Genomic DNA, 12,991 nt, shown 5'->3' with positions numbered 1-12,991 from the left:
CAGCGGCTGTAAGGCGATTACCCGCCGCCGCTTGGCGACCCAAGGAGGGAATGCGATGAGGATCACAGTGATCGGCGGCGGCCCCGCCGGATACGCGGCGGCTTTCGAGGCGACGCGCCTCGGGGCGGTGGTCACGCTGGTGGAGAAGGATCGCCTCGGCGGGACGTGTTTGAACCGCGGCTGCATCCCGACGAAGACCATCCTACGGTCGGCGAGGATCGTGGCCGACACGCGAGCGGCCGCAGAGTTCGGCCTACAAGCCGAGGTGGCCCGAGTCGACGTCGCGGCCCTGCGTGCGCGCAAGGACGCGGTCGTCGCCGAGTTGGCCGGACAGCTACACGCCCAAGCGAAGCGCCTTGGCGTCCAGATACTCCACGGCACCGGGCACCTGATAGACGCGACCGCAACGCGAGTGCTGCTTGCTGAAGGCGGCGAGCAGAGGATCGCTAGCGATGCCGTGATCCTGGCTTGCGGCTCGGATACGCTGCGGCTGCCCGGGATTGACCACGCACTCGAAGGTGTGTGGACCAGCGACGAAGCCGTAGCGCTCACGGAGATCCCCGCAGAGGTCCTCGTCATCGGCGGCGGCGTCATCGGGCTCGAATTCGCCTGCGCGTATGCGGCTTTCGGCTCGCGCGTCGTCGTGGTCGAGCTGACCGACCAGCTTTTGCCCGGGATCGACAAGCGCGTCGGGCGCGTCGCCAAGGATGCGCTCGGGCGTCTCGGCATCGAATTCCGCCTGGGCGAAGCGGTCGAGAGCGTACAGCGACTCGCCGACGGGCGCATGCGTGCGGCGCTGCGCAGCGGTGAAGCGATCGAGACCGACGTGGTGCTTTCCGCCGTGGGCCGAGTGCCGCACAGCTCGCAGGCTGGCCTTGCCGAGGCAGGCGTGGCGGTGCTGCGCGCAGCCGTCGAGGTCGACGGGTTCTTCAGGACCTCGGTGCCCGGTGTGTGGGCGGTGGGCGATCTCATCGGCGGCATGATGCTTGCGCACGTCGCCGAGGAGGAAGGTGTGGCTGCAGCCCGCAATGCGGTCCAGGCCCTGCGCGGCGAAGAGCCCTCCAACACTGTGCGCGCGGAGTGCATCCCGGCTTGTGTATATACTTTCCCTGAGATCGCTGTTGTCGGCATTAGTCGCGACAGCGCACAAGCCAAGGGGCTCGATCCAGTCGTAGGAATCGCGAAGTTCTCGGCGAACGGTAAGGCTATCGCCGAAGGTGAGTCCGAAGGATTCGTGCAGCTTGTGGCGGAGCGCACCACGGGGCGGGTGCTAGGATGTCAGATCGTCGGCCCTCATGCGGTCGAGATCATCCACGAGGTCGCCACCTGCATGCGCAACGACGGAGTCGTCGGCGACATCGCGCGGGCAGTGCACGCGCACCCGACTGTTAGCGAGGTCGTCAGGCACGCTGCGACAGAGTGTGCAAGCAAGATTGATGGAAAGGGATAGGATGCGTTCGATCATCATTGAGGGCGGCAGCCCTCTGGCAGGAGAAGTCAGGGTGGAGGGTGCGAAGAACTCGGCACTCAAGCTCATGGCGGCGGCACTGCTCGCGACCGGGACTTCTCGGCTGCGCAACGTGCCCGACATCAGTGACGTGCACACGATGGCCGAGGTGCTGGCCGGACTCGGAGCGCGCGTGACACGCACCGACCACGAGCTCGCCATCGACACCTCGGGCGTGACCTCATTCGAGGCACCCTACGAGATGGTCGCGAAGATGCGCGCATCGATCGTGGTCCTCGGCCCGCTCATCGCGCGGTACGGGCAGGCGAAAGTCGCGATGCCCGGCGGATGCGCGATAGGTTCTCGCAAGATCGACATGCACGTTCGCGGGCTGGAGAGTCTTGGCGTGCGCGTCGCATACGACCACGGCGTCATCCACGCCACCGCACCCGAGGGCCTGCGCGGCGCACCGGTGGTGCTCGACTTCCCCAGCGTGGGCGCCACAGAGAACCTCCTCATGGCCGCTGTACTCGCCGAAGGAACCACCACGATCGAGAACGCCGCGCGCGAGCCCGAGATCGCCGATCTCGCGGACTTCCTCAGCTCGATGGGCGCGCGTATCGAAGGAGCGGGCAGCGGAGAAATCACCGTCGAGGGCGTCGAGCGCCTGAGCCCCGCCGAAGGTCACTCGGTGGTCGGAGACCGCATCGAAGCCGGAACCTTCCTCGTCGCCGGCGCGATGGCGCGTGGCCCAGTCACGGTACGCGGATTCGACCCGGCTCACCTCGAGATGCTGCTCTTCAAGCTCGGACAGGCTGGCTGCCAGCTCGATGTCCACAGTGACGGCGTGACGGTGACCGGACCCGCGCGGCCCAGAAGCGTGGACATCCAGACACTGCCGCACCCAGGCTTTCCCACCGATATGCAGGCCCAGTTCATGGCATTCATGTCGATTGCCGACGGGAGCTGCGTGATCACCGAGAACGTCTTCGAGAACCGTTTCATGTTCGCCGACGAGCTGGGTAGGATGGGAGCGGACATCCGCATCGAAGGCCACCATGCCCTGGTCAGGGGTGCTGGCGCACTCTCGGGGGCACCCGTGAGCTCGCCGGATCTGCGCGCCGGTGCTGCGCTCGTAATCGCAGGACTCGTTGCAGACGGCGCCACGAAGGTCATGGACGTCCACCACATCGAGCGGGGCTACGAGAGATTCGTCGAGAAGCTGGCGGCTCTCGGCGCTGACATCAAAGTGATCGAGGAAGAGGGAGAAAAACATGCTCGATAGAGATGCCATCAAGGCCATCATCCCGCACAGGGAGCCCTTCCTGCTCGTTGACGAGATCACCGACCTGGTTCCCGGGGAGCAGGCGACCGGCCGACTCGAGGTCGCCGAAGCCGCCTTCTGGGTCCCCGGGCACTTCCCCGGCCATCCAGTCATGCCAGGCGTGCTCATCATCGAGGCGCTGGCCCAGGTGGGCGCGGCTGCGCTTCTTGCGTTGCCCCAGAATGCCGGCAAGATCGGCTACTTCGCAGGCATCGATAAAGTGCGCTTCAAGCGTCAGGTTGTGCCCGGCGACACGCTTCGTCTCGAGTGCCGTATAACCAAGAGCCGAGGCCCGATCGGCTTCGGCGAGGCAGTGGCCTACGTCGGGGATGAAATCGCATGCAGTGGAGAGTTGATGTTTGCGATAAAATAGTTCGGTTCACGGCGGAGATGATCGGAGAGCAATGGGTTTGGATGAGCGTTTGAATGACGGCACGGCGGTTCTCGGCGTTGTGGGATTGGGCTATGTAGGACTTCCGCTCGCAGTCGAGATGGCCAAGGCGGGCTACAGAGTCATCGGAGTCGATGTCTCGGCGCAGCGGGTGGCGCAGCTTGACCGAGGCGAGAACTACATCCCAGACGTCGATGGATGCGAGCTTGCGAGCCTAGTTGGGAAGGGGCTTGTCAGCGCAACCACGGACTTCTCGGCGATGTCGGTCTGTGACGCTATCGCGATCTGCGTTCCCACCCCTCTCGATGAGATGAAGCAGCCCGACACCTCCTACATGGAGTCTGCCGCCCGCTCAATCACCCCGCACGTCAAAGTCGGCGCTCTCGTGACGCTGGAGTCCACAACGTATCCGGGCACGACCGAGGAGGTCATCCGCCCGATACTCGAGTCCGGCGGCCGCAAGGTCGGCGTCGACCTGTTCTTAGCCTTCTCGCCCGAGAGGGTCGATCCCGGCAACCCAGTCTTTCAGACCCGCAATACGCCCAAGGTCGTCGGCGGCGTGACCAAGCAGTGCACCGCACTTGCGGTGGCCATGTACGGGCGCTTCATCGACACGCTCGTGCCGGTATCCTCAACCCAAGCTGCCGAGATGACCAAGTTGCTCGAGAACACATTCCGCGGAGTGAACATCGCGCTCGTCAATGAGTTGCTGCTCCTGTGCAACCGCATGGGGATCAACCTGTGGGAGGTCATCGACGCCGCGAAGACCAAACCCTTCGGCTTCATGCCGTTCTACCCTGGTCCCGGCCTGGGCGGACACTGCATCCCGATCGACCCGCTCTACCTGTCATGGAAGGCCCGGCAGTACGACTTTCGGACCGAGTTCATCGACCTGTCGGGCAGGATCAACGAGTCGATGCCCTACTACGTGATCGAGCGCCTGATGGACGCGCTCAACCGTCACCGCAAGTCGCTCAACGGCTCGCGCGTGCTCGTACTCGGGGTCGCCTACAAGCCCGACATCAGCGATATGCGCGAATCACCCGCGATCATCGTCACCGAGCTACTCGCCCAAAAAGGGGCCGAAGTCGTCTACCACGACCCGCACGTGCCGACCTTCTCGGCAGGCGGAGTGACAATCCCCAAGGTCGAGCTGACCGCCGAGGAGGTCTCCTCGGCAGATGTCGTGCTCGTGATCACCAACCACTCCGGGGTCGACTACGACCTCGTGCTGAGAGAGGCGGCGCTCGTGCTCGATACCCGCAACGCCCTGAAGATCGATGGCGACCCGAAGGTGGTGCTCCTGTGAGCGCGCCTGTGCGGGTCGGTGTCGTAGGCTTCGGGTACTGGGGCCCCAACGTTGTGCGCAACCTTGACAGGCTGGCGGATGCCCAGATCGTGGCAGCCGTCGACGCCAGCGAGGCCAACCTTGCGCGATTCGCCGAGCTCTACCCATACGCCGACACCACCACCGACCTCGACGCAATGCTTGCACGCGACGATATCGACGCCGTGCTCGTCGTCACCAGCGCGCCGAGCCACTTCGCTGTCGCGAGCAAGGTCATCGAAGCTGGGAAGCACTGCTTCGTTGAGAAGCCGCTCACGCTTACCAGCGCAGACGCCGAGAAGCTCGTGCTCGCTGCCGATGCCGCAGGAGTCATCCTGATGGTCGGGCACCTGATGGTCTACCACTCGGCTATCGACTGGATCAAGAACTACATCGAGTCGGGGGAGCTGGGCGATCCGCTCTATCTGTACATGCAGCGCCTCAACCTCGGCAAAGTCCGCACCGAGGAGAACGCATTCTGGTCGCTGGCACCCCATGATGTCTCGATCGCACTTTATCTACTGGGCGAGAGCCCTGATTATGTGAGCGCAAGTGGTGCCGCTTATGTCACCAACGGCGTGCAGGACACCGTCTTTGCGAACCTGCATTTCCCCAGCGGCAAGATGGCCAACATCCACGTGAGCTGGCTCGATCCGCACAAGGTGAGGAAGCTCACGGTCGTAGGCACCAAGAAGATGCTCGTGTTCGATGACATGGAGGCCACCGAGAAGATCTGGATATACGACCGTGGCCTCGGTGAGCCCGAAAGCGCTATGGCCTACGGCGAGGATCTCACGTTGCGGTTCGGGGACATCAACGTGCCCTGGGTTCCGCTCAAAGAGCCTCTGGCCACAGAGGTCCAGCACTTCCTAGACTGCTGCCGTAATGGGCAGACGCCCAGGAGCGATGGCCGAGCAGGTCTTTGCGTCGTGCGAGTGCTCGAAGCCGTCGATGAGTCGATGCAGAACCTCGGCGCGCCAGTCTCGACCAAGCTGGAGGTCTGAACGATGGGTCACGGCTTGCACTCCGCAGATAGCGCTACCATCGGTGGGGGCTTCGCACACGGCCTAGGCGTTGCAATAGGCGAGGATGTCAAGATCGGCGACGGCGTCACGGTCGGCTCGTTCGTGGTCATCGAAGCCGGCGCACACATCGCCGACGGATGCTCGATTGGTAATCACGTCACGATCTGCTCCGGGGCGAGGCTCGCCGACGGAGTCCACGTCGCGGACTTTGCGGTTATCGGTCGCCGACCCCGGCTAGCGGCGTCATCGACAGCCAAGCGCGAGGAACTCGCGGGCGTGCGGCTCGGCGCGGGCTGCTCGGTAGGAAGCCACACCGTGCTGATGGCCGGTACCACCTTCGGCGAGCGGTGCATCGTCGGTGACAACGCTGGCGTCCGCGAGCGGTGCACGATGGGCGACGGCGTCGTCATCGGCCGCTCCGTCACCGTCGAGAACGACACCACGATCGGCTCGCGCACGAAGATCCAGAGCGGCGCATACATCACCGCCTACGTCACCCTCGAGGAAGACGTCTTCATCGCGCCAATGGTGGTCACCACCAACGACAACTTCATGGGCCGGACGCAGGAGCGGTTCAAGCACCTTCGCGGCTGTACCGTCCGCCGAGGCGCCCGTGTGGGCGGCGGCGCTCACCTCCTCCCCGGCATCGAGATCGGTGCCGAGGCGTTCATTGCGACCGGCGCTGTCGTCACCAAGGACGTGCCCGCCAATACCATCGTGATGGGGGTTCCGGCCAAGCCAGTACGCCCGGTACCCGCCGAGGAGCTGCTGGAAAGCGCTGAGGGCTAGCGGGCTAGCGGGCGTGCACCGGCGCGTCGGCGGGTTTTCCCGTCGCGGCCATCGGAGAACCCGTCAAGCATCTTGGGACGCGAGCCGATATCATAGGGTATGGACATGCATCGGACACGAACCCCTCAAAGACCGCTCGTTCCGCACTTACGCCTCGTAGCACTGGCTGTCGCTTGCATTCTCATCGCACAATCGGCTTCCGGAACTGCCACTTTGGGCACCGAGCCTGCTCACGCTAATCCTGTAACCGCACAGAGTGTCGTGGCCCAGCCAGCCGCCCTACGTGTCGGCATAGTCCACACGGTCACTGCGGCAAACACTCGCAACTACCGTAGCGGAACCCGGCTCAACAACTACTACACAGGCAGGGTCGACCAGGTCAAAAGGCTCCTTGACTCGCAGGGATTCGTCACAGCTTACGTTGATGATGCAGGACTTGCTTCTCTGGCCACCCTCAGACAATTTGACGTTCTTGTCTTCACCATGACGCTAGCCACCACCCCCGCTCAGCGCACCGCTATCCTTGCGTACGCAAGTGAAGGCGGAGGGATTGTAGGTAGCTTCGCATTGTCACGGTGGGATGCCAGCCCCAGTTACAGGTTCGGATACCTGCCATTTCTCGGCATGCACGGCTATCCCGGGGTCTTCTACTGGCCGGCCAGTACAGCTGCTCTCAAGCCTTGGGAGTGGGGAGAGATCTCCGAGATATACAACGTCAAGTTCCGAGATGATCCGCGCATGTACGGCCCTTACAATCTCGAGTCAGCCAGCTCGCACTGGATCCTCACTAACGGTTTTGCAGCCGGAGAATCACGCCGGCTGGTGGATAGACTCAATCGGTTCAATGAGATTCTCTACACCATGCCTGGGGCAAGAAATGTAACCCCGCTTTACCGCTACAATACGCGAGTCGACCGGGTGACTACGGATGATGTGCAGTCGGGGCACCTTGCTGCATGGACATCGGAGTACTACTTCGGTCGATTCGTCTACTTTGGATTCCACATGCACGACCTCATCGTTGAAGGCCAGTCAGCTGATGCGAGGACAGCGAGCGTCGCAAGACGGGTCTTGGTCAACTCGGTGCGATGGGCGGGCACGCGTAGCACTTACTTTCACCTGCCCAAGGCGGTTTCCATGACGGGATCTGCGTGGTACACGCGGGAGACGCTGTTCATCAACCAGACAGTCACAAACAGGGGCGGTGTTTCGCTGCGCGGACCCCTTCGCGTCGAGGTGCGTGATCCGGCGGGCCAAGTTGTCTATCGCGGTCAGGCATACGACGATCTGACACCGTTGCCTCCTGGTTGGTCCTACACTCACAGGAGCTATCAGATTCCGCTGCGCAACCCGCGTCCGGGTACTTGGAGAATCCGGATGACCTATCAATACTTCGATTACTTCCGAGGAGGCTGGCCTATCGCCGAGCGAACCCTGTTCATTGATTCGACAGGAAGGGCCATGTCGGGCTCACGCCTAGGGGCGCAAGCTCTGACGAATGCCGGGAACAGACCTGTAATCGGTAGCCGTATCGCCGGGAACAACCGGTACACGACTACCATCGCACTAGCGAATCACGGGTGGCCCAATGGCGCCTCGACCAGCAATACGGTGATTCTTGCCACCGGTGCTGGCTATGCGGATGCTCTTGCGGCGGCGCCGCTTGCCGGAAGGCTTGACGCGCCCCTGCTCTTGCTTCCTCCGACAGGTCTCACCAGCGAGATTTCTGGAGAACTCAGACGCTTGTTCTCCGGTAGGCAGAATGCAACCCTATTGGTGGTTGGCGGAGAGGCGGCCGTATCGCAAAGTGCCGTCAATGCAGCCCGACAGGTGCTGGCGGCCGCTGGCACCACAGTCACTATAGATCGGTTGTGGGGCAACGACCGTTACGGGACCGCCCGGGCGATCGCTCAGCGTGTGGGCACGCCCTCTCAAGGCGCATTCGCGCGCACTGCCATAGTAGTGAGCGGCGAGAATTACCCCGACGCGCTTGCTGTAGGCGCACTCGCTGCCGAGCACGGAATCCCCTTGCTGCCGGTAAGGCCCAACTCGGTTCCTAGCGACATAGAGAGCGCCCTCCAAACACTCGGAATCCAGAATGTGACGATCGTCGGCGGGTCGGCTGCGGTGAGTCCTGCGGTTGAGCAGTGGCTTGAAACCAACGGGTATAGGCGACCCGGAGTCGCCGACGGCTCACTGAACGTCAACACCCGGCTGGCTGGAGCGAACAGGTATAACACAGCTCTTGCCGTGAAGAGGTACTCCGTGGCATTCGGCGGGCTACGCGATCAGACACTGTTTTTCGCGACAGGACGCAACTGGCCTGATGCTCTGGCACTGGGACCGGTTGCTGCTAGGCAGGGTAACGCTGCTATACTCATCGATGGCACCGAGATCGGTGGCTCTCCGACGGTCGCGAACTACTTGATGAGCCGCCGAGCAACACCACCAACCTGCATATTCATCGGGGGCACTGGTGCGATAAGCGACTACGTGCGGGGACAGGTTCGTATCGCTCTCGGTAGATAAGAGCGAGGCGGGGCACTCCTGACAATGTCGGGGATTTTCGTTGCCGAGATGCCACGTCACTTTTGATGCTACTATTTTATTACAGCCCGATGACGAGCTGGCATGCCCTGCGCTGTGATGGGCTAAGATGTAAGCTGCACTTTTGTCGAATAAGGAGAATCGCCGTATGGGAGTACCCCTTCTTGACCTGAAAGCTCAATACATGGAGCTCAAGCCCGAGCTGGACTCAGCTATCGGCGAGATAATGGCCAATGCAGCGTTCATCGGCGGCCCGAAGGTCAAAGAACTTGAGGACCAGATCGCTAGCTATTGCGGCACCAAGCACGCCGTTGCTTGCGCGAACGGTACCGACGCTCTCTTCCTGATATTGGCTGCCATGGGGGTAGGCAAGGGCGACGAGGTCATTACGACTCCATTCACATTCTTCGCCACGGTTGAGGCGATCGCACATGTAGGCGCCACCCCGGTCTTTGTCGATATCGAGCCCGGAACCTACAACATGGACGTCTCGAAGCTCGAGGCGGCCATTACCGAGCGCACCAAGGCCATCATGCCCGTCCACATCTTCGGGCAGTGCGTGGACATGGATCCGCTGCTCGATTTAGCCCGCGCACACGACCTGCTCGTTATCGAGGACGCATGCCAGGCTATCGGCGCGACGTACAAGGGAAAGAAGGCGGGCTCTCTAGGACATGCTGCGGCGTTCTCCTTCTTCCCCAGCAAGAACCTCGGTTGTGCCGGAGACGGCGGGATTGTTACCACCGATGATGAGGCGCTGGCCAAGAAGATCCGCAACCTCGCGCAGCATGGGACGACGAAGAAGTACTTCCATGACACCTTTGGCACCAACAGCAGACTCGATTCCCTGCAGGCTGCGATATTACTGGTCAAGTTGCCGCATCTGGATGTGTGGAATGCGCAGCGCCGAGAAGCCGCAGCGATCTACGACGAGCTTCTGGCCGACGTGTCGGCGTTGGAGCTACCGGTGACGCGTGAGTTCGGCGAGCAGGTATACCACCTCTACATCGTCAAAACCCAAACGGCCGAGGCTGCAGAGCAGGTCATGCAGGCCTTGGCTGCTGCGGGAATCGGTACCGCACTTTACTATCCACTAGCCTTGCACGAGCAAGAGGTGTTCACGAAGAAGCCGGACTACATCCAGCCTTCTTTGCCCGTGGCGGAGTCGTGCGATGCCCGGACTTTCGCTCTTCCCGCGTTCCCGGGGATTACCCGAGCCCAGATCGAGCAAGTCGTGGCAGTGGTGAAGGCGGCGGTAGCGTGAGGCGACTTTCGGTCATATCGGTTGTAGGAGCCAGACCGCAGTTCGTGAAGGCCGCACCGGTCTGCCGCGCTCTGCGAGAGGCTCACGATGAGCTGCTTGTCCACTCCGGTCAGCACTACGATTATGCGATGTCAGATGTGTTCTTCGAGCAGCTAGGCATTCCAAAGCCCGACTTCAATCTTGCGGTCGGGTCTGGCTCACACGCCAGACAGACCGGCGAGATGATGCCTATGCTAGAGGAGCTTTTCATCGAGAAGAACCCCGACCTGGTGGTCGTCTATGGCGACACCAACACGACCCTGGCAGCAGGACTAGCAGCGGCGAAGCTTAGCATCCCCGTGGCACATGTCGAGGCAGGATTGCGCTCGTTCAACCGCTCGATGCCAGAGGAGATAAACCGCGTTCTGGTCGATCACGTCTCGGAGCTTCTTCTTTGTCCCACCCGTGTATCCGTAGCCAATCTAACGGCCGAAGGCATCACCAATGGAGTCCATCTGGTCGGTGACGTGATGCTGGATACAGCGAAGTTCTTTGCCGAGCACGTGGATCCATCGCAAGCGCTGGAGCAATATGGGGTGAAAGCCGGCGAGTATTACTTCGCCACGGTACATCGCGCTGGCAACAGTGATAGCAAGTCACGCCTCCAAGAGATCATCTCGGCGTTTTCGCGTCTTGAGCTGCCGGTGCTGTGGGCGATCCATCCCCGAACCAGCAAGAATCTTGAGGACTTCGGTCTTGGTGAGAGTGTCGCATCCGCAGAAAACCTCATCGTTGTACCCCCGATCTCATATATCGACACGGTCTCGTTGCTACGAAGCGCGAAGGGAATTCTCACCGATTCGGGCGGGATGCAAAAAGAGGCATACTTCTTCGGCGTGCCTTGTGTGACCATGCGCGAGGAGACCGAGTGGACCGAGACTGTCGAGCTGGGCTGGAACACGCTTGCCGGAGCAGACAGCGACAGGATCGTCGCGGCGGTTTCCGCGATGTCCAAGCCTGCGGCGAAGCCCTCGGTTTACGGTGACGGCAATGCTGCGGTGCAGATCGTGGAAGCGATTGAAGCAAGGTTCGGAGGCTGATAGTGTCTGCAGGCTCCTCCGGCGGTCCGCGTTTGTGGATCGACATGACCAACTCTCCACACGTCCTTGTGTTGCGCCCGATCATCGATGAGTTCAAGAGGCGCGGGTGGGACGTGTCGGTCACAGCGCGCGAATTCGCCCAGACCATCCCGTTGCTTGAGCGATTCGAGATCGAGCATACGGTTATTGGCAGACACCGCGGTAAGCGGATGGTCGCCAAAGCTTGGGGCATGGCAGCCCGCTCGGCCCAGATGCTTTCGTTCGGCGCCGGCCGAGGGTACGATCTGGCGCTGTCACATGCGAGCAACGACCTACCCGTGGCCGCGCGCCTTCTCGGCATTCCGCACGTGACGATGTTCGACTACGAGTTCGCTAAACTCTCGCACTCGATCAACGTCAGATTCTCGACCAAATCCCTGATACCGGATGCGATACCCGCCGACGCGCTGCTCCAATACGGAGGAAGGCCCCAGAAGGTGGACCGGTATCCGGGACTCAAAGAAGAGTACTATCTGGCTGACTTCGAGCCGGATTCAAAGGTCGTGGACGAACTGGGACTGGATACCGACAAGATCATCGTGGTTCTTCGGACACCCCCGTCACTTGCCGCGTATCATCGCATGGAGAACACGCTGTTCGATGAGTTCTTGCACATTGTGGCTGCCCGTCCTGATGTACAGGGAGTCGTGCTCCTTCGCACCCCTGAACAGCGGGATGGCGTCGCCGCTATCGGTGCCGACAACCTCATAATCCCGAACAAGGTGGTCGATGCGCAGAGCTTGATATACTACGCCGACCTCGTTGTATCAGGCGGCGGAACACTCAACCGTGAAGCCGTTGCACTTGGCACCCCCGCCTATACTGTATTCAGTGGAGTCATGGGTGCGGTCGACAAGGATTTGATCGCACAGGGCAGGATGAGTCTGCCCGCCAACGCAAGCCAGATCGAATTAGTGAAGAAGCGGCACGCAGGCTCCCGTGTTTCTCGTGATGTCGGAGAACTGGTGGATAGGATCGCAGCTGTCGCAAGAAAGACATCCAGGCCCGAAAAGAGCGGTACATGAGTGACGATTACATAGGTCGCCCACCTCGCGGGCGCAGAGCCAGACGCCCTGGCCGAATCGACAGGCTTCAGCCCAAAACCGCCGACGCGCTGCTCCAATACGGAGGAAGGCCCCAGAAGGTGGACCGGTATCCGGGACTCAAAGAAGAGTACTATCTGGCTGACTTCGAGCCGGATTCAAAGGTCGTGGACGAACTGGGACTGGATACCGACAAGATCATCGTGGTTCTTCGGACACCCCCGTCACTTGCCGCGTATCATCGCATGGAGAACACGCTGTTCGATGAGTTCTTGCACATTGTGGCTGCCCGTCCTGATGTACAGGGAGTCGTGCTCCTTCGCACCCCTGAACAGCGGGATGGCGTCGCCGCTATCGGTGCCGACAACCTCATAATCCCGAACAAGGTGGTCGATGCGCAGAGCTTGATATACTACGCCGACCTCGTTGTATCAGGCGGCGGAACACTCAACCGTGAAGCCGTTGCACTTGGCACCCCCGCCTATACTGTATTCAGTGGAGTCATGGGTGCGGTCGACAAGGATTTGATCGCACAGGGCAGGATGAGTCTGCCCGCCAACGCAAGCCAGATCGAATTAGTGAAGAAGCGGCACGCAGGCTCCCGTGTTTCTCGTGATGTCGGAGAACTGGTGGATAGGATCGCAGCTGTCGCAAGAAAGACATCCAGGCCCGAAAAGAGCGGTACATGAGTGACGATTACATAGGTCGCCCACCTC

Annotated in this window: 10 protein-coding genes and 2 pseudogenes; all 12 read left to right on the top strand. The window is 61.4% G+C overall.

All coding sequences use genetic code 11. The features are described from left to right. The first annotated feature begins 55 nt into the window (after positions 1-55). The 12 genes and pseudogenes from lpdA to M1617_02105 all read left to right on the top strand — a co-directional run bounded on the left by lpdA (position 56) and on the right by M1617_02105 (position 12,964). Complete coding sequence (gene lpdA, locus M1617_02160; GenBank protein MCL5887092.1) at positions 56-1,450, top strand: dihydrolipoyl dehydrogenase; 1,395 nt, start codon at positions 56-58, stop codon at positions 1,448-1,450. Then, positions 1,437-2,732, top strand: coding sequence for a UDP-N-acetylglucosamine 1-carboxyvinyltransferase (gene murA, locus M1617_02155; GenBank protein ID MCL5887091.1), 1,296 nt, complete (start codon positions 1,437-1,439; stop codon positions 2,730-2,732). The genes lpdA and murA overlap by 14 nt, the downstream gene beginning before the upstream one ends. Further along, on the top strand, positions 2,722-3,144 hold the full coding sequence (gene fabZ, locus M1617_02150; GenBank protein ID MCL5887090.1) for a 3-hydroxyacyl-ACP dehydratase FabZ: 423 nt from the start codon (positions 2,722-2,724) through the stop codon (positions 3,142-3,144). The genes murA and fabZ overlap by 11 nt, the downstream gene beginning before the upstream one ends. 31 nt (positions 3,145-3,175) lie before the next feature. Continuing rightward, complete coding sequence (locus tag M1617_02145) at positions 3,176-4,471, top strand: nucleotide sugar dehydrogenase (GenBank protein MCL5887089.1); 1,296 nt, start codon at positions 3,176-3,178, stop codon at positions 4,469-4,471. Continuing rightward, on the top strand, positions 4,468-5,493 hold the full coding sequence (locus M1617_02140) for a Gfo/Idh/MocA family oxidoreductase (protein MCL5887088.1): 1,026 nt from the start codon (positions 4,468-4,470) through the stop codon (positions 5,491-5,493). The genes M1617_02145 and M1617_02140 overlap by 4 nt, the downstream gene beginning before the upstream one ends. Positions 5,494-5,496: 3 nt before the next feature. Beyond that, positions 5,497-5,898, top strand: a pseudogene (locus M1617_02135) (hypothetical protein). 231 nt (positions 5,899-6,129) lie between these two features. Then, positions 6,130-6,303, top strand: a pseudogene (locus M1617_02130) (N-acetyltransferase). 261 nt (positions 6,304-6,564) lie between these two features. Next, entirely contained in the window at positions 6,565-8,832 is a 2,268-nt protein-coding gene (locus M1617_02125; GenBank protein MCL5887087.1) for a cell wall-binding repeat-containing protein, read from the top strand. Between the two features lie 166 nt (positions 8,833-8,998). Further along, positions 8,999-10,114: a DegT/DnrJ/EryC1/StrS family aminotransferase gene (locus M1617_02120; protein MCL5887086.1), complete on the top strand. Its 1,116-nt coding sequence runs from the start codon at positions 8,999-9,001 to the stop codon at positions 10,112-10,114. Continuing rightward, on the top strand, positions 10,111-11,193 hold the full coding sequence (gene wecB / locus M1617_02115; GenBank protein ID MCL5887085.1) for a UDP-N-acetylglucosamine 2-epimerase (non-hydrolyzing): 1,083 nt from the start codon (positions 10,111-10,113) through the stop codon (positions 11,191-11,193). Before M1617_02120 ends, wecB begins: the two co-directional genes overlap by 4 nt. Before the next feature lie 44 nt (positions 11,194-11,237). Further along, positions 11,238-12,257 (top strand): DUF354 domain-containing protein, encoded by a 1,020-nt coding sequence (locus tag M1617_02110; protein ID MCL5887084.1) that lies wholly within the window; start codon positions 11,238-11,240, stop codon positions 12,255-12,257. After that, positions 12,254-12,964 (top strand): DUF354 domain-containing protein, encoded by a 711-nt coding sequence (locus tag M1617_02105; protein MCL5887083.1) that lies wholly within the window; start codon positions 12,254-12,256, stop codon positions 12,962-12,964. Before M1617_02110 ends, M1617_02105 begins: the two co-directional genes overlap by 4 nt. Positions 12,965-12,991 lie beyond the last annotated feature (27 nt).

Source organism: Actinomycetota bacterium (assembly GCA_023488435.1).
In the GTDB taxonomy this organism is placed as follows: Bacteria; Actinomycetota; Coriobacteriia; order Anaerosomatales; family UBA912; genus UBA912.
Note: the sequence above shows the minus strand (reverse complement) of the source record. Positions and strands in the feature narration are given on the sequence as shown.

Coding starts and splice junctions, on each gene's coding strand:
- M1617_02110 (MCL5887084.1), top strand. CDS start 11,238: ATGACCAACTCTCCACACGTCCTTGTGTTGCGCCCGATCATCGATGAG.
- M1617_02105 (MCL5887083.1), top strand. CDS start 12,254: ATGAGTGACGATTACATAGGTCGCCCACCTCGCGGGCGCAGAGCCAGA.
- M1617_02145 (MCL5887089.1), top strand. CDS start 3,176: ATGGGTTTGGATGAGCGTTTGAATGACGGCACGGCGGTTCTCGGCGTT.
- murA (MCL5887091.1), top strand. CDS start 1,437: ATGGAAAGGGATAGGATGCGTTCGATCATCATTGAGGGCGGCAGCCCT.
- lpdA (MCL5887092.1), top strand. CDS start 56: ATGAGGATCACAGTGATCGGCGGCGGCCCCGCCGGATACGCGGCGGCT.
- M1617_02120 (MCL5887086.1), top strand. CDS start 8,999: ATGGGAGTACCCCTTCTTGACCTGAAAGCTCAATACATGGAGCTCAAG.
- fabZ (MCL5887090.1), top strand. CDS start 2,722: ATGCTCGATAGAGATGCCATCAAGGCCATCATCCCGCACAGGGAGCCC.